A 23561-nucleotide genomic window follows, 5' to 3' on the forward strand; every position below is an offset into this window, starting at 1 on the left:
ATGAAATCTGTCGATCAGCACCCAAATATGTTTTCGCCAGATGCCGAAGCTGTCTTTTTCTCCGACGAAGAATCGATAAACTTCTTTTCTCGATTGATCGCGACCTATCCATTGCGCCCCTTCGAGCAACTGGACGAGCGTCCAAGCGTACCGGGCCCCGCCCTTACAAAGAAGGTCGAAAGGCTTATCAAAGAAGGATGGAGCCGTGATGGTATCGACAATGTACCACTCTCCCCTCCGCTTCCTTGGGACCAACACAACCGGTCCTTCTCCTTTCACATCCATGCTTGGGAACCAATTTCCCGAATTTTAACAGCATACGAAGATAAGAAAGATGAAAAATTCATAAAAGTATGCATCGCATTTTGCGATGACTGGATTGAAAAATTTCAAAAACCGTTATTGTCGGGACGAAATATCGACACTTCTGTGGAAAAAGCTCTAAATAATAATGATACTATGGCATGGTATGACATGGCCGTAGGACAGAGGATACAACGATTTTCATATTTGGCAGATATACTTATTAGGTCCACAGATACAACTCTTGAAGAGAAGGATATATTATTAAAAACACTTGTATTTCATCATGAATTATTATCGAGGGACGATTTTTTTATATCTCACAACAATCACGGCTTTTACCAAGCCGTTGGGCAACTCGCGAGCGCTAGCCGCTTTGCCATGTTGCCTGGCTTCTCTGCATACATAGAGAAAGCAAACTATCGCCTGGAGGAAATGCTCAAAAAGAGCTTCTTTGACTCTGGCCCACACAAGGAGCATTCACCCGCCTACCATAGCATGGTACTCGGAAGCGTAATCGGAGCGCGAGAAGCTGGACTTATCAGTCACGGAAACCTCGAAGAGACGTTAATTCGCGCCGAGGAGGCATTGGGATGGATGATCCAACCAGACGGCTCCCTAGTACCTTTTGGCGACACATCACCTACTATCAATGCGTACCTCCCTCAACAAGTGAGCCATTTTCGCAATGCCGACCTAAAAAACCTTCTAACTGGAAGCAATAGAACAGAAAACATCCCCACTGGACTTAAATCATACAAAGAAGCAGGATACGTCTTTGCACGAGAAATAAATAAAAACAGTACAAACAATTTTTCTTACCTATCTCAAATATCTGCATTTCATTCAAGGGTTCACAAACACGCAGATCATTTAAATTTCGTTTGGCATGATCTCGGCGTAAATATTTTTACTGACCCTGGAAGATACGGATATGTTGGCAAGACGAAGCTTGGAGACGACCTGTCAAATCAAGGCTTCTATTACTCTGATCCACGCCGTATTTATGTCGAGAAGACTCGTGCGCACAACTGCGTCGAAATCGACGGAAAGGATCATCAGAGGAAAGGTGCCAAGCCTTTTGGTTCTGCTTTGCAGTTCGCGGATACGGTTGCAGGATTATGGATCACCTTGTCCGAAGTTCGGCATCCCACACAGATTCGACATTTTCGACTTCTGGTTTGTAATCCCGGACATTTTATAGTCGTTGCGGATTGGTTAAAGGACGGAAATGATAAACATCATGACTTCCGCCAGTGGTTTCAACTAGCACCAGGATGGCATGCCACCCTCACCGCAACCAACACCATCCATGCACACCATGATGCTAGCCACCTCGATCTTGTCGGCATGGCGTTGGCAGACGGCAACGCCGGCAGCCCAATACAAGGACAGACGGAGCCTGATATCCAAGGGTGGATTTCAGATGACCACCTTTCTCTCGTGCCTGCCACCTCTCTCTATTGGGAAGTCAAAGATAGACCTTGGACCACATTTGCGACAATCTTCAGCCTTTCAGGTAATTTGGATATTAAACACTCCTCAATAAGCAAAAGCTTCACAATAATTTCGACAAACTGGATTGACGACAAAGGAGAACACGATTTGCGAATTCACAGAGACTCTATGACCAATGAGATTTCAGCCTCCTTTAAATCCAGGAAGATATCCCTTTAATTTGCACCTTCAGTACGCATTATTCGCCCGCCTAAATTGAAAGGCAGTTGGGTCGTCCATAATATTTCCCGTTGTCTCTGCGGCATCAGAGAATATCATCAAGCAAGATACCACCCGTAATGATGGCGAGTACCGCAGTTACAGTGCTACCCAAATATTCCCGATGGTCCGAGCGTAATTGAAGGAAGCTCCGTGGCGACGGAATCAACCGGCAGCACAACGGTTGCGCTCAGCGCTGTTCGCGCCAGCGAAGGCATCTGCTTAGTCGTGCGCTTCATTTCCGCCGTAGAAGTGTCAGCGAGATCAGGGCTCTACGTCTTCCCCCCCCTTTGCCGCAGGATTGAAATCAATGATCACGCCATCCGGCGCGACTTCCAGCGCAGGCGGAAACGCTTCCGTTTCTGTAGGATAGCCCCCATGGGGAGAGATCAGTGTCAGGTGTATCTCGCCATTGATGCGAGAGACCGGGCCGACGATGAAATCGCAGGGCACGTTCTCCACCGTCGCCCCTTCCGGGATGCTGGAAAAGTCATAGGGTGCGCCGTTGATGGTGAGGATGTCGCCCTGCTTCTCGACTGTGAGCGAAGCGTCCCGGTGTTGCGGAGAAAGATCAATATGCATCAGTACCACCTTCCGATAGCTTGAACGTAGACGCTCTTGGAAATTCCAGACGCCAGAGAAATCGAAGACCATGGCGCGAGGTTCGCAACGGCCAGACTTTGCGAATAGATTCCCACTGCGCTTGGCACATACGATGCCCGCTGAAACGACGCTGAAATCGCGGGCGCCGTGCTAAATGCCGCCGGAAATGTCCAGGTAAGGTAGCTGGCCGGCGAAAAGAATGCGCCGCGAGGCGTCGACATATCCGTGTTGGTCAGATCGATGGTGGACCAACAAATCTGAGTGCCATCACCCAGGCGAACATAGGAGCCGTTTGCGTTATCGCCGCGAACTGGAATTAACGGCAACCAACGCGAATATACATTGGTCGTGCTCGCCACACGATACCAAATCGAAGGCAATGCTGACGTGCCGCCATATCGGTGCGCAGTCTGGTGTTTTGTATCATTGTACAGCTGTCGCTGGGTCTCGATGAACCAGAAAGTCCCGACATCTGGGGGAAACGTTCCGGGATTGGAAATCGAAAACAGTCCTGTTTCACCCGGCAACAGCGTATCGATATTCTTGTTCGCTGAACCGCCGTAATACTCGCCATAGAACGCATTCTTTGCATTGATCGCGCCATCGACGCGAAGGAGCTTTGCATAGAACGAGTTCGGGGCGTTCTGCACGTCATGCTTGTCCAGCTGCACCGGCAGGATATTCATAAGGTCCAGGACGCCGGGACCAGTGAACAACGGAATCTTGCCAGCTGCTCCTTCAAGCCCGGCAAGCGCCGACAGGTTGCCCCCGCCAAGCAATTCGATGAGCTGCCATGTCTTCGCGGCCACGCGCGACAGGTCCGCCTGATAGCGAATGCGGGCGACCTGCCCGGCTCCGGCGGCGGCCGCAGGGCAATTGTCCGTCAACGTCCCCGTCGTCGCACCGGTCACCGTTGCGATAACCATCGACAGGCCGGAGCCAGGCAGATGGATCGTATCCCCCTCCTGGATAGCCCCGCCGACCAGCGAGGCCCCAGCCCATGTGAATTCGTTGGAACCCGCCGTCAGGGTGACAGCACCAATAAGGTCTGGCTGAAGTGCCATCGTCACGCCTCCTCGTCGATTTCGTGCGCCTCAACGGTCTCGCCTGCCCCTTCCATGGCTGCGAGCTTCCTCTGCAGGGCGAGAATCTGGCCAACGGCTGCGATCCATTTTTTGCGGTAGTGCTCGGCATCGTCTGCCGACACGATGGCAAGCACCATCGGGTCGACCTGCGATTTCTGCGGGTCTGGCATGATTTCAATCTCGTGCTGGTGTGGGTTCAGGCGGCGCGTTCAGCCGTTGAGCGATCCATTGTCGAGCCTTACCTCGACAAGCACCGCCTCGATCTCGGCGGAACTGGTGCAGTCTCGAATGCGGCGCTTGAAGCTGCGCCGGCGCTGATCGACAAGCGCCAACCTTGCATTGCTCGCGGCGGCGTTCGAAAGCGACGCCTGCCTGTCTCCTTCGTCATCGAACAGCGTCATGTCGCCAGATGCAGCGGCAGCGGCCTTCAGAGCATGCAGATGCTGCATCGGGCCTAGCATGGCCTGGATGTCATCGGCAAATAGCTGATCGACTTTGGCGAGCGCCTGTTGCCTTGCCGTTTCGACCCTACTCAAAATCAATTTCATACCAATTTTCCTGATACGGCCATTCAGGCTCGATATAGACGCGGAGCTTGCACGGCTCATCGATCTCCAGATCGAGAGGCTCGCCATCGGCGATGCAACTGCTGACCAGGGCATCGCCAAGGTATACACGCACCATGGAACCCTTCTCGATTCCATCGATGCGGAAGAGAGTATCTTCCAACCTTGTGATGCTGTGTTCGTGGACCGGCCTTTTGCAGATGCACCCCTCGACCACATAGTCGGTCAGAATATCGCAGGGCGTGAAGACATGATTGCGCCCCTCGCCCGGATCGACCGGAGGAAACTCGACAAAAAGCTTCCCGCTTCCGGCCATCAACTCGGATAGACCCGGCGGCACCGGATCGTTGACAACGTGAAGGATTTTCCCGTTTGCATCGTGTTCTGCGATCATATGTCGAAGTCCCAGACATAATATTTGACGTCGTAATCCTTGATCGGGTCGCCGTACCGGAAGTTGATGAATTCAAACCGGTTGTTGTAGACGTTGCACATGTACATGTAGCGGGTCGGATCAACGAGCCAATGCAGGCATGTCCCAACATGCTGGCGCCAAAGCGCCGTGTAGAATGTCCGGTCACGAACGGTCAGAAACACCATCGGGCGGCGGGCATAGGTGCGGGTGAAATTCACCGTCACGCTGCTCGTTTCCTGAAGATAGCCATCAGGCCGTGGCGAATAGAATGAACCCGACTGCAGCAGGGCAAGGGTCGACCATTTGCTGTTGAAGGTCAGGTCCTTTTCGTCTGCGGTCAGCACATCGACCCCCGGCCTGGATACCTTCATCCCATCCGCTTCGAGAACGATCCTAGAGACCATCTGCCCGGACCTTCATGACGGCATACAGCGAGTAGCCGTTATAGTTCAGATTGTTGTGAAGGATGTTCAGCCAGAGTGACGTGTTGGAATCATACTCCGTCCAGAAGCGCAACGAGGTGTTCGACGGGTTCAGACTGAACGTCAGCTCCGGGATGATGTAGACCGCCGGCCGATAGCCGAGATCGGGAACGATGATGTTCACCGGCGCATTGTTCAGAAGCTGGACGCGCCCCGTCTGGACAAGCTGGAAGCTCTCAAACCCGGGTTCCGTCGTGAACAGCAACTGCGCATCGCTGGCCGTTTCGGCGTTGAAGCCAGGCTTGGATATCCAGAGACCATGCGTTGCCCCGCGCACACCAAGAAGAACACGCTCAACCATAGAGATTCCGCATCACGCTGTAGAAGAAGGTGCGTTCGCCGTTCCCGACGGGATTCGCATTCGATTTCGAAATCTGTATCCCCTCCGACCCGATAGCGACCGCACTGGCGAAGTAGATTCTCACGCGCCAGTTCTGCTCGTCATTCACGGTGATGTTCCACCATTGATCGAGATTGTTGTTCTCTCCGGACATGGTGACCATCACGAGAGGCGGCGCCGTCACGGCTCCCGGATATGTGATGTTGAACGTGCTCGATCCGCTGAGCTTGAACGTGCCGCGCTGAACGATATTCCCCGCTTCCTGCCAGCGGCTGTCGAACGACACATGCTCAGGCAACAATGCCGGATCGAGGACGTCGTAGCCGGGACGCGAAGCGCGCAGGACAAAGGTGCCGTCGAACGCACCAAGGACAATGCGATTGGCCATCAGTCGGAAACCACGATGCGGCCTTCATCCAGCTGGAACCGGATCTTGCCGTCCGGGCTGGTAATCAGGCCGGAGCTGACCTCGCCGATATGTGCAATGTTCAACTTCGCAATGCCGCCGGCAAATACGATTGGGTTCACGGTCTCGTCCCCGTCGGTCAGAACGAATTCATCCGAATGGAAAACCGTTCGCGACACGGTGCCGTTGACATCCATGTAGAAGAAGGCGTCCGCCCCCTCCGCGATCAACTTCACCATGTAGCGCGACCAGCCGCCGCCCGGGTCGGCCCCCGCCTCGGCTGTTATCGTAACGCTTGCCGCGATATCGCCAACGGCAACCCCCAGGTCCGTGATCGCGGCAGCATTCGCAACTGTCTTTCCGTCGACGGTGTTGATCTGCCCCTGAAGCAGGGTAACCGCGGATGCAATGTCCTCATCCACGGAGACACCCAGATCCGTTATCGCCTGGGCAAGTCCGCTGATATTGCCCTCATTGTTCGTCACGCGAACCGTCAGCGCATCGAGAGCGGTGACGGTCGCGTAGTCGCCCAGAGACACTTCCAGCTGCTCCAGCCTTTGCGCGAGCGCGGAGTTTGGCCCCACGGCCACGTCAATGGCTTCGGTGAAGGCGGCCGTAATCCCATTTCGGGTTTCCGTCAGTTCGCGGCGGATCTTCTGCCTGTCGCTGTAATCCGAATATCCCTGATCGGCGATGGACGCGACGAGCTGCCTTGCATCATCGATCAGCTTCCTGACGCCTGGACCCATCCATTCGGTGGCTCCATCGATTGCATCCCTCAGCCCATCGAGATCGACATCCGAATAGACGTTGAAACGAACGTCCCGTGTGCGCACAAGCAACCATCCAGACCAGAGCGTCCGACGGTTGGAGAAAGGAATATAGCGCGCACGCACCTGGTAATCGGTATCGGGCAGAAGCCCCTGCGAGATCAGGAGCTCGCCATCCGACACCTGGTCGGTACGCCCGCGATAGACAACCTCGCCCGTAACGGCGAGCCGGACCTCGAACTCGACGCCCTGAACATCCTGGACCTGGCCATACCAGCCAAGCAGGATCGCCGGGCGCCGCGCCGCGCCCGTATTGTCGGGAACGATATCCGGCTCCGCCGTCCAGTCGTAGATGGGCTGCGGCTCCGGCGTTATCGGGCCCGTAGGACCAACCTCCCAGGGCAACTCATCGGTCGGCGGGTTCCATCCCCAATCGCCGGGATCGGCCTCTTTCAGGGAAACAGCCTGGTTGGAGTTCTCCAGATCGTCCATGGACGAGATTTCGAAGAGCTTGCCCACATAGCCGTTATGGGCGCTCGTCCACGAAACCGTGTCCAGCGGCTCCAGCAGCCACGCTTCCGGCGGCAATGTATGGCGATGCTTCCGGAAGCGGCGATTGTCGCGCATCAGGGCGGATTGCAGGCGCTGGACCTGGATTGCAAACGGGACCGCGGGGAATTGCACCGGAGCGATCAATTCCCGGCCGTCGTCAGCGCTGACAAAATCCGGATCGATGCGCAGCGGCGCATCCTTCATCTCCCAGGCGGCTTCCGGTTCGGGATAAGTGGCGCTCACACCATTATAGGTCTGTTCGAGGCCCGGATGCGGATCGAAGGACTGGTTTTCCGTGATGACGACGGCTTCATCGGTGAAGAAATAGGACGGCAGCGCCGGCGCACCGACACGGATCTTGTAGACGCCGCCGATTTCCGCCATGCGGCCATTGCAGGCCTTGAGCAGCTCTTCGATGACATAGAGCGGCGCATGATCGAACGGCTTGATCTCAAAGCCGCACCGGAACTGCCGCTCGCTATCGACCAGCCGGTCGCATTCGTTCATGGCCGCAAACCAGTTCGACAGGGGCAGCCTGCTTGCCGGTATCGCACCCCCGAACACCAGGGAGCCCTGATAATAGATGCCGCGCAGAATATTGTAGATGATGACTGCCGGGTTGTCGGTAAACGCGTAGGTGGCGAAGTCGCCCCAGCGCTGCGGTCCACTCCCGCCCACCGTGTCATCGAAACGCGGATCGTATAGCGGGAGCCCCTCGACCTGCCATATCGCTTCGGGCAGATCGCGAAACAGGTCGCGGTTGAATTCAGCTGTCAGAATGACGTGAGCAACGCCCCGTCCGATCATGTCGGCCTGCCAGGGCCGATCAGCATCGCCACCAAAGACGGAGCGCAGCTTCGCGTCGGCGTCCACACCGCCACTCGGAAGGTATTTGGCAAAGAGCCAGTAGATGCCGGGATGGTCTCCGTCTGTGAATTCCTCGAAGGGATAGCTCTCCGGACCGAACCAGGAGAATGATCCGGCCTGTTCCCCCAGAGCGGGGTTGCGCGTGACCATCCGACCGCGCATCGACACTTCGTTCGAGATGCTCGTGACCGGCAAGTCAGAAAGGCCGATGACCTGGGCCAATCCCGCATTGGAGGTCTTTCGAACCGCACCCCAGGTATTCGCATAGACGAGATGGCCGGCGGTCGCATAAGTGCCCACGAGAAAGGACATGGATTTGACGCCACCGACCGAAATCTTGGTGCGGATTCCGGATTGCTGCGGTTCGTCCTGCTTCATGAGGACGCTCTGAAGCAGTGACATGCCCAGTTTCAGAGCGACGCCGAGAACCAGTTTCCCGATGGTCGTCGATGTCAAAAGACCGATAAGCCCGGCCAGAGGCCCGGCATGGGCATAGGCGGTTCCGGCAAGCAGGAACCAGGCGGTCCAGAAGAAAATGCCGATCATGGTCAGACCCGGAAAGCGCGCGCGGCTTCGAAGAAATCGGCGGATCCCAGCCCGCCCTCCTCGCGCAACAGGATGATGCGCTCGCCCTGGACGATGCCGAGGGCGAACAGGCCGGCGTCATGCGCAGGCACAGCGGCGATATCCCCCACCTGCGCCTGAGAGGGATGGATTTCCGGCAGATGCGCGGCAGCGAGATCGGCGTGGCTGGCAAAGCCGTCGCGCTTGAGAAGGCGCAGTCCGCCGGCGAGCGACGTGTATCGGCCGCGATAGCCGGAGGCGATGTCCTCGCCCGTCATTGCGGCAACCGCGCCGGCGGCAAAAAGCGCGCAATCGAACGCGCCCCAGGCGAAGGGCCGGGCCTTGTTCTCTTCCACATAGTCGAGCAGTGCGCTCTGCCAGAAGGAATAGCGGTTCATCCGATCGGCCCCGATTTCTCGCCCCAGGCGATTTCCCACTGCCCGGAAACATCCGTGAATTTGTAGAAGCGGTCGCCGCCGCGCTGGCGCTGGTATTCGTCGGATTTCTTGGCCGGCACCTTCCTGGTGAGCACACGCGTGTGGGAAACCACCTCGAGGCGGATGGAACCTTCCGAATTGGCCTTTGGCCGCTCGATGGGCGTCGTGTTGACGAAACCGAGGAAGCGCGGCACGGCCGGCGCGATGGGCAGCCGGGTCTCGCGGTTGAGATAAAGCCTGTGCACCTCGACCGGCGCATGACGCGGGTCATATTCACGCACGGCCTTGAGAATGGCCGGATCGAGCTGGCTGAAGGAAATGGTGATCTTGCGCACCGTCAGATCGGATACGAGCGGAATGGCCGGCACGTTCTGAAGCCCGCCCATGCCGTAATAGGGCCGCGTGACCGTGGCGCCGGTCTCTCCGGATACAACCGCGATATCGACATGGTCGGCCCCATTCCAAAGGCCGATGCTTTCCGGCGCACCCGTGGCGCGGTTCTTCGCCGTGATCCAGACAAGGTCGCGGCGAATAAGGCCGCCCCGAGCCTGCAACTCGGCAGCGGTCGCCGCATCGACTGCGCGCACCATGGACTTCTCCGAATAGGGTAGTGGGTTCAGGGAACCAGCCGCTGGATGGCGGTGAAGGCAATCGAGACGGTCCCGAAATCATCGGCCTCGCTCACCGAGAGGCTTCCTGGCATGATCCGCATATAGGCGGCAGGCTTGATCAGCTCGACAGCCGCGCCGGCTGCCGCACCTGTTTCCAGATGCGGGCGAAACTCGAACAGCGGCGTCTGCCCCGTGCCGCCAGCCTCAACCGGCACCGAAAGCCGGTGCAGACTTCGCCGTTCGGGATCGGCACCGTAGCGCAGGGCAAACATATCGCCGCGGGACAGACGGTATCCGGCGGGCAGACCCTCGATGCGGATGGATTTGTTATCGGCGCCGAGCGAATGGACCGTCGGCGCCACCGCGCCGAGCAGCGTTCCATCCGGATCATGGCGCGGAAAGGCTGAACGCGGATCGTAGAACAGGAAGGACTGCATGGAGCCGTCGAGCGTGTCGATCAGCGCCTGCGTCTCAAGCCCATCATCATGAAAGGCCGGAAACAGGCGCACGGGCGCACTCCACAGAGGCGGGGCCATCTCATCGGCGAGAATCTGGCCGCTCGACAGCCCGGAATATTCTTCCGAACGCTGCAGGCGAAAGGGAGCCGCCGCGACGTTGATGATGTCCTGAAACTCGGCAAGCGAGAGAGGAAAGGAATAGGCCATCAGCCGCGCGCCCTCGGATCGTCACTGATTTCCTGCACGCGGTCGGGCAGCGTGCGGTCGAAACGGTCGATGGCGTTCCGGCTCACCTCCACCGCGACATTCTCGCTTTCGGCGCGGATGGTGGGGCGGAACATGGGGCCCTCTTCGCCGACCACACGAAGGGTGACGAGCCCGCCCCCCTCGCCGCGCGAATCCGCCATGCGCTGCGGCATTGAGAAAAGCCCGATGCCGAGGCCCGTATTCATCGCCTCGAGCAAGGGACGGTATTGCTCAGCCGGTCCTGCCTTCACGACAAATTCGCGATTGTGGACGATGCCCGCAGCATCCTTCGGATTGCCGCTGCCGGTCCAGCCACCCCTGTCATAGAGGCCGACACCGGATGACGCGAAGCCGAGCCCGCCGGGAAACATCTGCAATCCGCCGGAGCCGCCGAATATGCCGGCGAGCGGGCCGGTTCCCAGAAGAGCCGCCTGCGCTGCCGCAAAGGCAAGCTGAATGGCCAGGCGCTTGATGGCATCCTCGGCCCGGCCGGAATTGTCGATCATCGCAACGAGAGCGTCTTCACCCGCCTGAAACAAAAACTCGACAGCCCGGGTTCGCTCTTCCTGCGCAGCCTTCAGCGCCGCTTCGGCCGCACGCTGCGCCTCGATTGCGGTGACAAGCGTGTTAATTCGTTCGCCCTCGCGCGAGGCGGCATCTGCGCCGGCATTGCGAAGCTCGTTCGATATCCGCTTTTGCAGATCGGTCTTGCCCATCTGCTCCAGCTCATATTCGAGCGCCGAGATGACCTTCGCGATTGCCTCGGCTTCCTTCTGGCTTTCCTTGGCCGAACCCTTGGCAGTGCTATCAGCTTCCTTGCGCGCCACGGCCAGTTCGGCCAGTTCGCGCGCCTGGGCTTCCGTCAGCGATGCGCCCTGCGAGGATGCATCGTTCAGGATGCGCTGCGTTTCGGCGGCAATGGCGCGTTCGCGGTTCGAAAGAGCGAGCTGTTCGTTGAACTTGCGGATGTATTCGACAGAGGTGTCGATGGTCTTTTTTGAGCCGTTCTGGCCGGGTCGATACACGAAATCTTCGGAATACCCGTTTCGACGATCCAGCTGATCCTGGACGACAGATATCTCATCAACGAGTTTACGGCGCTTTTCCTCAAGACCCTTGATATGCCCTTCTTCAAGGCGACGTTCAGCCTGCGCCAGTGCGCCTTGGATATTCGTAAGGTCGCTGCGCCGGCGTCCGATTTCGTCATCGAGGGAACGGAGCTCAGCGTCCATGGAGGCGCGCTTTGATTGAAGCGTTCCGGTTTGCTGAGCCTCGAATTCATTGAAGCTGTCCAGAAATCGAAACCACGCCGATGTCGCATCGATTATCGCTTCCTTGACCCGCGTCCCGATGGTCGCGGTTAGAACATTGAATTTCCTATCTACCTCCTCGGCCTTGCGGATCATCTCCGCATCCATCACCAGACCAAGATCACGCGCCGCTGCGATCTGATCGCGGATGCCCTGCTCGCCCTCATCAATCAGTTCCACGAACCGTTCGCCGGCAGACCCGCCGAACAGCTCATCGGAAATACGGATCCGCGCCGCCTGGTCAAACTGTTCCAGCTTGCCGATGATTTCAGTGAGAAGTGCGGAAGGGTTCTTGAGCTTGACGGCAAGCTCCTCGGTGGAATAGCCGAGCCGTCCAAAGGCCTCCGCTGCCGAACCGCGCCCCGTTGCAATGAACTCATCGGCGCGCAGGTTCAGTTCCTTCAGACCGTCGGTCAGGATATCGACGCCGATGCGGTTCTGCTCGGCAACGAATTTCAGTTCCTGGAAGGATTCGACATCGACGCCGGCCTGCTTGGCCTGGCGACCGACTTCGGCAACCGATTCAGCTGCCTGCTTAACTTTAGCGATTACGGCCGTCGCTCCGATGGCAGCAAACAATGCCGGCACAGCACGCAACGGAGCCGTGATGGATTCGACACCAGTGCGAGCCTTGCGCATTGCGCCATTTATGCCCGCACCGGTTGCCTGGGCATCGCGTCGAATCTTGGCCCATGCTGAATCAATACCGGACGTGTCTGCGCCGAACCGATATCGAAGATCCTCGTTAGCCAATGCCGTTCCCCTGGTTCAAACGTTTCCTGTCGCGCGCAGCAAGCGCGGACTTCGCGGCCTCATAAGCATCGCGTGTCGGCGGCTTTGTCTGCGCTTTCCTCGCTCCGGTGGAGATGGCCCAGCCCTCCCATGCCGCCCGGAAATAGGCGAAGCCGGTTTGCCAGAACTCAGCTTCTGTCCAGTGCAGCACGCCGCCGGCGAACTTCATCCATTCCCCGAAGGGGAGACGCTCGATTGGCCGATTGCGCGCGCCAGCAGGCCGAGCGCCATGGCCTGCAGTTCCCTCTCGCTTTCGGCCTGCGCTTTTTTTGCGTCGTCTTCCTCCGCCGGTGTCAGACCCGACACGGCGCCGGAAATCGCGACATAAACCGCCGTCAGTCCGGATGCGCCATTCACCTTCGGCCAGAGCGCATCCGCATTGCCGGCACCGAGCAGGATGGCGAGCGCCGCGCGCAGGGTTTCGGGCCGGCGCGCAAAAAGCACCTCCTGCAAACCGTCGAGCGTGTCGGTCTTCGTCTCGGCCATGAGCCGGGCGATGTGATCGAGCGAAGCCTGCACGATGACAGGCTCAGCATCGGGCAAGGTGAGAGAGCGCTCACCGCGCCATGCGTTTTCGGCCATGATCAGACAGCCGTGTAGGCGATCTCACCCGAGGCCTGGACCTCGGCGGAGAAGTTCATGTCATTGTCGAGATCGCCGGAGAACTCGAAATTCGACACCAGCCAATCGCCGATGAAGTCGCCATAGCCGGGAACGAAGACACGATATCCGGTAAGAACCGTCTGGTTGACCGCCGCATCCGCAAGAAGCTTGCCGGCGGCGTCATCGTCGAAAATGCCGGAACCGGAGAAGTTCACGTCCTTGCCGCCATATTTGCGCACACGGATCGGCGGCTGTCCCCGGTCAGTGCAGTTCGCGCGCTTGGATTCGATGATGTCGTTGAGAAGGCGGAAGTTGGTGGTGTTGATGCCGCAGACGTTTTCCCAATCGTCCGGTGCGGGCTGACCCGACGGACGCTGGATGATGAGAAGGCGGCCGAGCTGCGTCGACATGGCATGTTCTCCTATGGAAAGGCCGGGTCAGGAGACCCGCAGATTGTAGGTGAGCGTGAGTTCCCAGACCGGCAGCTCGCCGCCGGGAAAGGCAGCGATGGCGGTCTCGACATGGGTGCAGTCCTGGCAGACCCCGCCGAGCGAAGGGTCTGCATCGAGCACCCCCTCGATCCACAGGGACGCCTCGTCGCAAAGATCGTCACCGCCGGCAGCGGCCGCGATATAGGCATTGATGCCGAGGCGCGGTTCCCGCCGCTTGCGCTGGGCGCCACGGCTGACCGGCTCGCTGGGTATCGCCACCACGAGGCACGGGCATTCCGCGATATCGGGCAGCGGCCGACCATCGGCCTTCCGCACTGCCCAACCGACAGGGGCCGCCTGTTGAAGCAAGGCGAGCGCCTGGTTGCGGATCAGGGTGCGTGGATGTGGCATCAGGCGCGCTCCAGCTCGCAGCGCACCATGCCTCGCCCGTCCGGCATGGGTTCCCGGACGATCCAGGCCACACCCTTGAAGGTGAAGCGGTCACCGTCCTTCAGCCCGGGCACATCGGCCTCTGCAAAGGAGACCTTGGGAGACATGCCGTTGACGCCGGGCTCACCGAAGCCGCCGCCGGCAACGACCTCGCCGAACGGCCCTCGCACGACGGCGCGCACGGGTGCAGGAAGGGCGACACCGCCAATCGTGAGTTCGACCTCCTCGCCCAACGCATCAAGAAACGCATCGGGCATGTCGATAAAGACAGGATGTGCGGGGATCGTCATGCAAGCGTTTCCCGTCAGGATGCAGGTTCGGCGGGCTTCGGCGTAGCCGAAACGCCGGAAGGCTCATCAGCCTGCCGCCCGAACCGCGCATCGAACTCGGAGGCCTTCTCCCGGCTCACCTTCGCAGGGTTGCCGGGCTCCACCCGCTTGCCCTCATGATCGCGCACGGCGACGGGCCAGCGGCCCGTGACGAGATCGGAATTCTTCGCCATCACGCCGCCCCTCCATTGGATTTCTCGCTGGCTGCTTCCAGTTCCTCGATGCGCTCGGACAGGATCTGGTTGTCGCCTGCGAGCGTGTCGCGTTCGGAAGCCGTCAGCTTGAGTTGCTCCTCCAGCTCCGCGACACGGTCCTTCAGCGAGGTGACCTCATTCTCGAAGGCGGCGGTGACCGCCTGCAGTTCCTTGTCGAAGGCCGCGCGCGCGTCGGCAGAACCTGCCTGATCGCCGCCCGTCCCGCTTTCCTTGCCCTTGCCGGTCCACGGCCCGAATTCCCTTTCGAATTTCGCGGCCTCTTCGGGCGAGAGACCGCCCTTGCCGCCAAGCGGCACTTCCGAACCGGGCGGATAGCTGCGTGAGCCGAGGGTGATCGTGGTGTTGAAGCGATGCGTTTTCGACATGGAATCGTCTCCTTCAAAAGCTTGTTGCGTGCCTCCCGCAGCCCTTCGCCGAACGGAACGACCGGCGAAGGGTTGAAGGCGGCACGCGGATCAGCGCACCAGGGCGAAGAGCGAGGCGTTGGGCTCGGGCATGATCGGCAGGGGTGCGGATTGCGTCTGCACGATGGTCCGGCTGGGGTTCTTCTCGGGCCACATGTCGGGGAAGCGCTCCATGGAAAGCAGCGCCTCATTGTCGAGGATGGCGCCATAGGCAAAGTGCCCGTTGAAGCCAAACGGGTCGAAGATGCCGACACCATAGCTCGGCCAGAAATTGTTCTTCACGCCGCCGACCGTATAGGGCTGCGAATACTGCACGAAGGTGAGCTGGCCGATAGTGCCGAGCACCGTGTGGTAGACACCTTCGGCACCGGTCGACACCGGCCCCAGCTGGAATTTGCCGCCGTCCTGGCGACGGTTGTCAAGCGCATCGAGGAAACGCTGCGACTTCTTGAGAAGCCCGGCAGCGCCGGGCCCGAGCAGGACCGTGCGGGCGGTGAAGCCGTCCGTATCGGCCAGAAGCTGAACCCAGGCCTCAACATCGTCATAGGGATCGACGCCCGCCTCGCCCCAGCGCGAAACACCGGCAAGGGCAATCGTCAGGGCCGGGTCGCGCCCGAAGTCCACCGTCTGCGTCGGATAATCCTCGCCCTCAACGACGACCTGCCCGGTGCGCAGGACCTGACTGCACATGGCTTCCTCGCGCCGGGTGATGCGCAGGTCCTGGTCGTCGACCAGCATGGCGAGATTGTAGGCGTAGCGCTTCTCCGGCGTCATGTCGCCGGTGAGCCGCTCGCCGGGAATGCGGATCATGTTCTGACGCGGACGCAGCGTGTTCTGCGGCTTCACATAGGCAGGCGTAAAGCTGGTCGCCTTGAAGCCGCGATTGCTGGAATCCTTGCCTGGCACGTCGGGATGAACAAAGGGGGCGAGCTCACGATCTGGCAGGATCTTGTCGAAGACAATTTCCTCCAGATCGGAAAGCACCACCGTGCTGAACATGGTGCTGCGCAGAAAGGCCTCCGGCCGGTCGCGCGGCGGCAGGACGGCAACCAGCTCCGCCGTGTTAAGAAGAATGTTGCTCATGGGAATGACCTTTTCGGTTCGGTCGGCATCCACGCGGCTGGCGCCGGCGGACAGGGACATGGATTGAGGATCAGGCGAGCGTGCGCACGAAGAGCGGCAGGCCGGCTGCGCGGAATGCGGCCTCGACGCTGTCGGCATCGTGTCCGGCGCCGAAGACGAGCTTGCTCGCGTCAAGGCCGGCGGAGGCATAGGCGGCGACCTCGATGTCGCCGCCCGAGGCATCGGCATCGAAGGCGAGCACAAGAGCAGGCACTTCCGATCCGTCTGCGGAGGCCGCGAGGGAGATCGTGTATTTGTCATCCGCCGTGATGCGGCCGAGCACGGTTCCGCGCTCATAGGCGCCGCCGGTCAGGGTGATGTTGCGCGTGATGACCGGAATGTCAGAGACGAGAAGGTCGTTCGGCGCAAAGGTTGCAGTGTTCATGACTGTCATCCTCGATTGATGGCCCCATCGGGCCGTTTATGGGGAATCTCCGGCCGCAGCCGGATCGCTCATGCGTTGTCCGGCTTTCGCCCGTGCATCGACTGGATGGTGCGTTTCACATTGGCGACCAGAGCCTGCCGATCATTGCCCGCACCTGCGGCACTGCCCGAGCCGATCTTCGGGCTGCGCCCCTTCATGCGGCCGGCGAGGCTTCCGGTTCCGGCACTGGAGTGTTCGAGCAGTGCGCCGGCCTCCCTGGCGGAATAGAAGCGCTCCCCGAAGGCAAGCTCGGCGGCAAGGCCCGGATTGGCATCAGCCTTGGGATGGGTGAGGATGGCGCGAATGCGGCCCTGCTCGGCACGGCGCACGCGAGCGGAAGAGGCCTGCGGCTGATCCTCTTCTTCCTCGGCATTCTTGGGTCGTTCGTCATCCTCGGCAGAGGTGTCTTCTTCCTCGGATTCAGCGGCGGGCTGGTCTTCGTCTTCCTCGGCGCCGGTCTCCACCTCTTCTTCCTCGAGGTTCTCCTCCGGCTCGTTCTCAAGGCGCGAGCCCTTCTTCCGTCCACGCACGGCGGCGAGGACGCTTGCAGTCAGCGTCGACATCTGTCTCTCCTTTGTCGCTGGTTTCAGCCGGCCAGACGGCCGAGCTCTTCTTCAAAAGCGGCAAGCACCTGGCTGGGCCGCGCAACCGCGTCAGCAAGGCCGAGGTCGACCGCTGCCTGACCGCGAAAACACTTCGCTTCCGTCGCCATGGCAGCGTCGAAGCTCAAACGACCGGCGCGGAAGCGTGAGACCGTTTCCGCGAAATCCCTGCGCATCTCCTCCATTTCGGCGAGCGCCTCTTCCAGCACATGCTTGGGGATCGGGCCATAGGAGTTGAAATCGTCCTTTCGCGCGCCGGCCTTCATGATGGTGACATCGAGGCCCTGATTGGCGAGCCATTTGCTCACATCGACATGCATCGAGATCACCCCGATGGAACCTGCCTGGCCGTTCCGCGGAATGACGATCTGGCGCGCGGGTGCGGCGAGCAGATAGCCGGCGGACAAGGCATGATCGGTCAGGATCGCTATGGTGGGCTTTGCCTGCGAAAGCTCAAACAGGCGCTCCGCGCAATCAAAGGCACCGGTTACCTCGCCGCCGAAACTGTCCACTTCGACAACGACACCATGGATGGAATCGTCCGTCCGGCAATCGTCGGCCTGCAATCCAATGGCTTCATAGGTGGTCTGGCCGGAGGATTTTCCGATCCACTTGCCCTTGTTGATGAGCGTGCCCTCGACCTCGATCAGGGCAATCCTGTCCGAAAGCCGCTTCGGACCGCGGTAAACGGGCTGACCCCATCCATCGACCGCATCGCGCAGAGTGTCGCCGACAACACCGAACTGTTCACCGCCATGGATTACAGCCTCGGCATCCGGCATTCCCAGCACACGTGGACCGAAGGCACGGGCAATCACATTGCCCTTTCCCTCATGCAGCATGAGCGGCGTGTTGAACATACGCGCCGCGATCTCGGGATAATGTGCCGCGTGGCTCATGCTGCCCTCCTGCGAATGGCGGGGATGCCCATCGGATGACGCCAGGCCTGCTTTTTGTCCGGCCCGTTCACCTCTTCCTCGATCTCCTCGTCGGGATCCTTGGTTTCGGTGATGGTCTCGCTCTGGGTCCGCGTTTCCGGCATCGCCGCATCGGGATCGAGGCCAAGCTTGATGTAGAAGTCGCGTTCCCGCTTCTTCTGAAGAGCGTTGACCTTCCAGTCGCGGCCCTGTTCGGCGGATTCCTGCTGCAGCGTGGACAGATTCGAGGCGATGCGCAGACCAGCCGCCTGGGCTTCCCTCTGCGGGTCGATCCAGCCGCGACCGGGCCCGATCCATTCCGCATGGCACCATGCAGCCGGGTTCTGATCGAACGGCACGGCATTGGCCGGAAGCACGATCAGACCCTTGTCAAAAATCTCTTCGAGGAAGGCTCGATAAATGCGCCCCATGAACTGCGCCGCGAAATTGTTCTTGCGGCTGGTCAGCCCCTTCCAGACTTCAAGCAGCGCCGCACGGGCCGAGGAATAATTGACCTTCGACCAGTCCATGGTGAGCTGCTCATAGGAAAGGCCCACGGCGCTCGCGATCTTGCGCAAGGCGGCATTGACGAAGGCCTCGAAATTCGCGTTCGGATGTTCCGGACGCGTGAACTTCGCGGTCTCGCCGGGCTGCAGCGTGTTCACCCGCACGCCCGGCAGGTTGATCGGCGCCGCGTCGTAATAGGCCTGCTGCGCCTCGGCCATCGCGCCATACATGCTGCCGACAGCAGACGTGCCGTCCGCGCCGAGCGAATCCATCAGCTCGTCCGGATCGAAGGGCGTTTCGATGAACGCCGCCATCACGGCATTGAGCAATGCCGCCTGGCTCTCGAAATCCTCATAGTCCGTCGCCTGCTTGATCGAGCGGATCACCGGCGCCCAGTTCGATGCACCGCGCGTCATGCCCGCGCGCGCCGCCTCGAAGGCATGCACGACAATCGGCCTGCCCCATTCGGTTTCCCGCTCGACACGGTCCCATTGCCACTGGTTGGGCATGCCCATGAACACGTCGCCGGGATGCGCGCGGCGGAAGTGATAGGCTACGGCAGCGCCGTAATCGTCGATCTCGACACCGTCGCGCAACGTCTTGTCATCCATCCGGCCCATGGGGTTTGAACACCGGCCCGGATCGACAACCTGCACCGCGGTCTGGAAACCCGGCGCATCGTCGCGCCAGATCAGGATGGCCATGGCCTCGCCATCGGCGCCGAAGCGGTGACGGGCGGCAAGCCCGAGGATGCCGGCCATGTTCTTCGAGCGCTCGGCGTCGCACCACATGTCGACATCCTGCGTATAGTCCCGCCACAGGGCCTCGATCCGGTCGGCGACTTCCTCCGCCTCGTCATAGCTGAGGTTGAGCGAGGCATAGTTCGGCTTTGCCGACAGGATCCAGCCCGAGCCGATGATGTTGTCGACGAGCCGCGTCACACCGGCGGAAGCCCAGCCGTCGTTTCGCGCCACATCGTTCAGCCGGTCGACCAGGCTCTCCCGGTCCCAGCGCAGAGCTGAATGACCCGACCAGGTGCGCGGCCTCCATTTGGCGAGCGACGGGTTGTCGTAACCTGCCCCCTGATAGGCCGTGGACGCCATCAGGCGGTTGCGCGCCATCTGTGCCCGGGCAGCCCTGCGCATGGCAGCCGGAAGCGGCGCACCGTTCGGCCCCATCAAGTCAGGAGCCTCGCCAGATACCCTCGGTGTCATCCGAACGTCACCCCCCTGCTTCTGGCCCGTCCGCTCGCGCGCTGCCCGAGCTGCGCCTCGAGGCGGCGGATGAAGGCGCGCAACGATGCCCGGTTCGCAGCCGAAAACGTCACTTGCTCGCCCTCATAGGACACGCTTGCCGTGAGGCTTCCCGTTTCCAGCTTGAACTCGGCGGCGCGCGCCTTCTCGAGCTGCGCCGCAAGCGCCGCCCGCCTTTCCGGTGTCAAAGCCATGATGGTCCTATGTGTTGCGGCGCCTGGCGCGCTCTGCCCGCTGCCGCGCGGCGGCAATGAGTGCCTCCTTCGAGGCATGTTCCTTGTCCGCAGTGGCCGGTTGCTGTTCGCCCGCCACCGGGTTGATCAGGTCTTCGAGATCGCCCTGGACGGGCTTTTCCAGCTTCGACAGGCGCTCGGCGAGCATGTCCCACTCTTCGTCTGTCCAGTAGGTAACGCCCAGCCGAATCGCGCCGGCATGCGCCTGGTTCATCATGTCCAGCGCCTCGTTGCGCTGGCCCGAAGGCAGCTTCCAGACATAGCGGGGATGGCCGGAGCGCGTGCGTTCCTCGACGCGGATCTCAGATGTCACCTGCTGGTAGAAGTCATCGCCCAGCCCCACCGCAAAGCGGATATAGCCGGCGCGGTCCGGGTCTTCCTTTTTCAGGTCGCGATAGAGCCCGATCTTCATGATCGAGGCGTTGAAGTTGAAGAAGCGCGATGTCCATTTCTGCTTCTTCGGCTTGCCCTTCCGGTCGAACTCGCGCACCTGCGACAGAAGCCGCGCATTGTCCCGGTTGTCGCCGCGCACCATGATGACGCGGGATTTCGGGTGCTTGCGGACCCAGCCCCACACATCCTCGGTATAGGCGTTGCCGTCGATGGCCGCGATATCGGCTGAGCGCTGGTTGCCCCATTCGTCCGGCCAGGTCCGTTTCAACAGCCGGTCGAGCGCGGCGCGAACCTCCGGCTCGCTGATATGACCCGAATGCGCCCGATAGCCCGGAAGATGGCTCCCGGCCCGATAGTCGACCACGCCACGGTCGATCACGCATCGATAGCGGTTTCTGCCGTAACCGATCAGCTGCCATTCGACGCGGTCGCCCTGCACGTCCATGCCGAGGGCAAGAGCCAGGGCTTCAGCGGGGATCAGACCGCGCCTGAAGCCGGTCTCCTCGCCCCGGTCGCGCAGGTCTTCCCAGGCAACCGCCTTGTTGTCGGCTTCGAAAGGCAGGCCGAGCCAGTCGTTGAAGAAAACCTGCTCGGCCCCTGCCCCCTTTTCCTTGTCGTCCGGCCCACCCGACTGCACCTTGAGCCAGGCGCGCGCCAGGGCCTCCCAGCTTTCGAGCGGCGAATAGGCGACCCAGATGTGAAACGAGCGGTGATAGCGCGCCCGCTCCGGATATTTGGCAACCCAATGCGCCCCGTTCTCGGGTGCGACCATCCAGGCGCGATGGTGTTCCCTGATTTCGCATCCGCAATGGATGCACACGAAATGCGCATCCTCCGGGTGCTCGGGATCGATATGATCCCGCATGTTCTCCCAGCGCAGTTCCTGCAATTCGCGGCAGTGCGGGCACGGGACGTGATAGCTCTCCTGGGTGCCCAGATGATAGTTCGTCGTGATCCGGCAGCCGGGCGATACCAGCGGCGTCGATATCTTGAAGACCTTCCGGTTGAAGAACGCCTTCGAGCGGCTGTCAGCCTGCGTTTCCGGGTCGCCCGCCTCGTTCACCGACCATTTGGCGAGATCGTCCTGAACCTGCTTGCGCGGCGAGATCATCGACAGGCCGGCCGGCGAATTCGCGCCCGCTGCCTGAATGGCGCCCCGCCCGTCGATCCGTTCCTTGTAGAGGATCGAGTTTCCGCCATCCCGGCTCGATTCGGAGAACAGGGCGCGGATCGCGTCCGTTTCCCGCACGAGCGGCATGAGCTTCGTTTTCGACCAGCGAGCGGCGTTTTCCTCGGTCGGATGGACGTAGAGGAAATCGCACGGGTCCATGTCCATGGTCCCGAGCGTGAAGATGTTCGCCAGGATCGTGCCGCCCACCTGGGCGGACTTCCCGAGCGTCACCACGCTGCACGGGTCTTCCGGCGAAAGGGCCTTCAGGATCTCCGAGAAGAACGGAAACAGCGCCTCGTTATACGGTCCCGGAAAGGCGGAGATGCGATCCGAGAAGACGATGTTCTGCTTGGCCCATGCCAGGTAGTCGACGGGCGGCGGCGGTGTCGCCGCATCGGAGAGCGCCTCGTATTTGAGCCGCTCGGGGTTGAACAGCATCGTCATGATGCAGACCGCAATTCCGTCTCGTCCTGGTCGGCCACCATGGCCGGTGTCGCCTCGGCCTGTGTCCGGAAGGAAGCCGCAGCCCTGGCGCGGACCTCGCGGAACGCCTTCTGCAAAACCTGCTGGGCATCCCGCTCGGGAATGGCGAACTCCGCCGCCAGGGCGTTTGCCATGTCGCGCAACCCTTGCTCCATGACCTTGAAGGCCTCGCCAACCGCCCGGCCCATCTCACGGCGCGCTGCATCGGCCAGCATGTAGCGACCGCACGCCAGCGCTTCCTCGCGCTCGGCCTGGGCGGTCTTGATCCGCTGTTGCTTCAGGCGCTCAGCGGCGAGTTCGTCATGCACGGGCTCGACGGACGAACGCAGCGACGTTGCCGGCTCCGTCTGCGCGCGAACCGCCGCGCCGTTGCCGCCCAGCCGTTGCGATGGCTCCAGCGATTTGTAGAGCTGGGCCTGGGCAATCTCTGGTCGGATACGGGCAAGCCGGCCCTCGCCCTCGATGGCCTCGCCGAAGATTTTACCTTCCGCGATGTATTGCGAAACGCGGCCGGGCGTGACGCCGACAAGGCGCGCGAAGTCGCCCTTCGCCATCGTCTCGACTTTAGCGGTTTCGCTCATCTTTAGGCTTCGACTTTAGGCTTTCAAAATCGGCTCAGACTGCCGAAACCCCGCGGCTCGAATTACTCGCTGCGCGGGGTTGGCCAGGAAGGACCCAAAAGGCCGAACGGGGGTGTCGGGGTGACCATGACGACTATCCGTCGAGGCAATCAGCGGTTCGGGCGGCGCAAGATCAGGTCGGCAGAGCGTTTGAAGTTGATGGGAAGGCGCGCCCGAGCAGTCTCGGTTGCCCAACGTTTCCAATCGAAGATGTCGGCGTAGTCCGGCGCGGTGCTGACGAACACAAAGACCGGCGTTATCGCTCCCCGCCTATCCCGCTGCCAGATACCCCGGGGAAGATTGGTCGGGCGCACCGACCCGATCCGGGGGGCGTCCTTTCCGTAGGAAACGAAATACCGCGCAGCACCGCTACGCTTTTTGGCCCTTTTGGTTCTTTCCGTTTCGTTGCCGTGCCCACTGTCACCAATTCGCAGCTGGGAAAGGATCTTCGAATATAGAGCATGCGGGACATTGCCATGAGCATTGAGCTTCAACCCTTGGGCAGGCATTGCGTATTCATGCCTCTGCATGATCCCCACTTGAATCAACCGCTTTTCCCAACGCGTGTGCGGTCTCCGCCCGCCCCTGATCTGGGTAAGCAGGTATTTTCCGGCTGGGGTTCCCTTTTCTGCGGTTTCTTTGAAGCCGAACTCCGCGAGCATGGTCTTTTTGGTGGCCCACTTCACATAGTGCGCATTCAGCGTCCACCGTGTCGGACGGTCGAACACCCGCATCATCCATTTACGGGAATTCTTCCGGATGTCCTGCGCCGTCCAGGTCAGCGCCCTCGCCGCTGCAAACGGCAGATCGCGCCCCAGATCCCTCGCGAGCGTCTGCTCGAACTCTTTCTGGTTGAAGGTGACCGACGTTTTCATGTTCAC

30 protein-coding genes are annotated in these 23561 nt (G+C 60.5%); 1 reads left to right on the plus strand and 29 read right to left on the minus strand.

The window, feature by feature from the left end:
- Positions 1–1980, plus strand: a complete 1980-nt coding sequence (locus tag NA8A_RS04150; protein ID WP_177203369.1) for a heparinase II/III family protein — start codon at positions 1–3, stop codon at positions 1978–1980.
- A gap of 303 nt (positions 1981–2283) precedes the next feature.
- Here the strand turns inward: NA8A_RS04150 and NA8A_RS04155 are convergent, their stop codons facing one another.
- The 29 genes from NA8A_RS04155 to NA8A_RS04300 form a co-directional block, all read right to left on the minus strand.
- Positions 2284–2601, minus strand: coding sequence for a hypothetical protein (locus NA8A_RS04155; RefSeq protein ID WP_009756098.1), 318 nt, complete (start codon positions 2599–2601; stop codon positions 2284–2286).
- Complete coding sequence (locus NA8A_RS24275) at positions 2601–3686, minus strand: hypothetical protein (protein WP_009756099.1); 1086 nt, start codon at positions 3684–3686, stop codon at positions 2601–2603. The genes NA8A_RS04155 and NA8A_RS24275 overlap by 1 nt, the downstream gene beginning before the upstream one ends.
- Before the next feature lie 2 nt (positions 3687–3688).
- Positions 3689–3877, minus strand: a complete 189-nt coding sequence (locus NA8A_RS04170; RefSeq protein ID WP_009756100.1) for a hypothetical protein — start codon at positions 3875–3877, stop codon at positions 3689–3691.
- A gap of 39 nt (positions 3878–3916) precedes the next feature.
- Complete coding sequence (locus tag NA8A_RS04175) at positions 3917–4255, minus strand: hypothetical protein (protein WP_009756101.1); 339 nt, start codon at positions 4253–4255, stop codon at positions 3917–3919.
- Positions 4236–4667, minus strand: coding sequence for a hypothetical protein (locus NA8A_RS04180; protein ID WP_009756102.1), 432 nt, complete (start codon positions 4665–4667; stop codon positions 4236–4238). Before NA8A_RS04180 ends, NA8A_RS04175 begins: the two co-directional genes overlap by 20 nt.
- On the minus strand, positions 4664–5059 hold the full coding sequence (locus NA8A_RS04185) for a hypothetical protein (RefSeq protein WP_143087890.1): 396 nt from the start codon (positions 5057–5059) through the stop codon (positions 4664–4666). Before NA8A_RS04185 ends, NA8A_RS04180 begins: the two co-directional genes overlap by 4 nt.
- Positions 5060–5081: 22 nt before the next feature.
- Positions 5082–5471 carry a hypothetical protein gene (locus tag NA8A_RS04190; protein WP_009756104.1) on the minus strand — a complete coding sequence of 130 codons (390 nt, stop codon included), beginning with the start codon at positions 5469–5471 and terminating at the stop codon, positions 5082–5084.
- Positions 5464–5898 carry a phage tail family protein gene (locus NA8A_RS04195; protein ID WP_009756105.1) on the minus strand — a complete coding sequence of 145 codons (435 nt, stop codon included), beginning with the start codon at positions 5896–5898 and terminating at the stop codon, positions 5464–5466. The genes NA8A_RS04190 and NA8A_RS04195 overlap by 8 nt, the downstream gene beginning before the upstream one ends.
- A complete protein-coding gene (locus NA8A_RS04200) occupies positions 5898–8651 on the minus strand; it encodes a phage tail protein (RefSeq protein WP_009756106.1) in 2754 nt (917 codons plus the stop codon). The genes NA8A_RS04195 and NA8A_RS04200 overlap by 1 nt, the downstream gene beginning before the upstream one ends.
- A 2-nt stretch (positions 8652–8653) precedes the next feature.
- Positions 8654–9067: a DUF6950 family protein gene (locus NA8A_RS04205; protein WP_009756107.1), complete on the minus strand. Its 414-nt coding sequence runs from the start codon at positions 9065–9067 to the stop codon at positions 8654–8656.
- Positions 9064–9696, minus strand: coding sequence for a hypothetical protein (locus tag NA8A_RS04210; RefSeq protein ID WP_009756108.1), 633 nt, complete (start codon positions 9694–9696; stop codon positions 9064–9066). The genes NA8A_RS04205 and NA8A_RS04210 overlap by 4 nt, the downstream gene beginning before the upstream one ends.
- 26 nt (positions 9697–9722) lie before the next feature.
- On the minus strand, positions 9723–10382 hold the full coding sequence (locus NA8A_RS04215) for a hypothetical protein (protein WP_009756109.1): 660 nt from the start codon (positions 10380–10382) through the stop codon (positions 9723–9725).
- On the minus strand, positions 10382–12370 hold the full coding sequence (locus NA8A_RS04220) for a tail tape measure protein (RefSeq protein ID WP_240532731.1): 1989 nt from the start codon (positions 12368–12370) through the stop codon (positions 10382–10384). Before NA8A_RS04220 ends, NA8A_RS04215 begins: the two co-directional genes overlap by 1 nt.
- Before the next feature lie 106 nt (positions 12371–12476).
- Positions 12477–12692 (minus strand): hypothetical protein, encoded by a 216-nt coding sequence (locus NA8A_RS04225; protein WP_009756111.1) that lies wholly within the window; start codon positions 12690–12692, stop codon positions 12477–12479.
- Positions 12689–13105, minus strand: coding sequence for a hypothetical protein (locus NA8A_RS04230; RefSeq protein ID WP_009756112.1), 417 nt, complete (start codon positions 13103–13105; stop codon positions 12689–12691). Before NA8A_RS04230 ends, NA8A_RS04225 begins: the two co-directional genes overlap by 4 nt.
- A gap of 2 nt (positions 13106–13107) precedes the next feature.
- Positions 13108–13536 (minus strand): phage tail tube protein, encoded by a 429-nt coding sequence (locus NA8A_RS04235; RefSeq protein WP_009756113.1) that lies wholly within the window; start codon positions 13534–13536, stop codon positions 13108–13110.
- 27 nt (positions 13537–13563) lie between these two features.
- Positions 13564–13968, minus strand: coding sequence for a hypothetical protein (locus NA8A_RS04240; protein WP_009756114.1), 405 nt, complete (start codon positions 13966–13968; stop codon positions 13564–13566).
- Positions 13968–14297 carry a head-tail joining protein gene (locus tag NA8A_RS04245; RefSeq protein ID WP_009756115.1) on the minus strand — a complete coding sequence of 110 codons (330 nt, stop codon included), beginning with the start codon at positions 14295–14297 and terminating at the stop codon, positions 13968–13970. Before NA8A_RS04245 ends, NA8A_RS04240 begins: the two co-directional genes overlap by 1 nt.
- A 14-nt stretch (positions 14298–14311) precedes the next feature.
- Positions 14312–14509 carry a hypothetical protein gene (locus NA8A_RS04250; RefSeq protein WP_009756116.1) on the minus strand — a complete coding sequence of 66 codons (198 nt, stop codon included), beginning with the start codon at positions 14507–14509 and terminating at the stop codon, positions 14312–14314.
- The gene (locus tag NA8A_RS04255; RefSeq protein WP_009756117.1) at positions 14509–14916 is read right to left on the minus strand and encodes a hypothetical protein; all 408 of its coding nucleotides are present in this window, start codon (positions 14914–14916) and stop codon (positions 14509–14511) included. Before NA8A_RS04255 ends, NA8A_RS04250 begins: the two co-directional genes overlap by 1 nt.
- 90 nt (positions 14917–15006) lie before the next feature.
- Positions 15007–16038: a major capsid protein gene (locus NA8A_RS04260; protein ID WP_040671805.1), complete on the minus strand. Its 1032-nt coding sequence runs from the start codon at positions 16036–16038 to the stop codon at positions 15007–15009.
- A gap of 70 nt (positions 16039–16108) precedes the next feature.
- Complete coding sequence (locus tag NA8A_RS04265; RefSeq protein ID WP_009756119.1) at positions 16109–16462, minus strand: head decoration protein; 354 nt, start codon at positions 16460–16462, stop codon at positions 16109–16111.
- A 68-nt stretch (positions 16463–16530) separates the two neighbouring features.
- Entirely contained in the window at positions 16531–17064 is a 534-nt protein-coding gene (locus tag NA8A_RS04270; protein WP_009756120.1) for a hypothetical protein, read from the minus strand.
- Positions 17065–17087: 23 nt separating this feature from the next.
- Entirely contained in the window at positions 17088–18002 is a 915-nt protein-coding gene (locus tag NA8A_RS04275; protein ID WP_009756121.1) for a S49 family peptidase, read from the minus strand.
- Positions 17999–19741, minus strand: coding sequence for a phage portal protein (locus tag NA8A_RS04280; protein WP_051017947.1), 1743 nt, complete (start codon positions 19739–19741; stop codon positions 17999–18001). The genes NA8A_RS04275 and NA8A_RS04280 overlap by 4 nt, the downstream gene beginning before the upstream one ends.
- Positions 19738–19974 (minus strand): gpW family head-tail joining protein, encoded by a 237-nt coding sequence (gene gpW, locus NA8A_RS04285; RefSeq protein ID WP_009756123.1) that lies wholly within the window; start codon positions 19972–19974, stop codon positions 19738–19740. Before gpW ends, NA8A_RS04280 begins: the two co-directional genes overlap by 4 nt.
- Before the next feature lie 7 nt (positions 19975–19981).
- On the minus strand, positions 19982–22021 hold the full coding sequence (locus NA8A_RS04290; protein WP_009756124.1) for a phage terminase large subunit family protein: 2040 nt from the start codon (positions 22019–22021) through the stop codon (positions 19982–19984).
- Positions 22018–22641 carry a hypothetical protein gene (locus NA8A_RS04295; RefSeq protein WP_009756125.1) on the minus strand — a complete coding sequence of 208 codons (624 nt, stop codon included), beginning with the start codon at positions 22639–22641 and terminating at the stop codon, positions 22018–22020. The genes NA8A_RS04290 and NA8A_RS04295 overlap by 4 nt, the downstream gene beginning before the upstream one ends.
- Before the next feature lie 149 nt (positions 22642–22790).
- On the minus strand, positions 22791–23555 hold the full coding sequence (locus NA8A_RS04300; protein WP_009756126.1) for a hypothetical protein: 765 nt from the start codon (positions 23553–23555) through the stop codon (positions 22791–22793).
- Positions 23556–23561 lie beyond the last annotated feature (6 nt).

The organism is Nitratireductor indicus C115, from assembly GCF_000300515.1.
GTDB lineage: Bacteria > Pseudomonadota > Alphaproteobacteria > Rhizobiales > Rhizobiaceae > Nitratireductor > Nitratireductor indicus.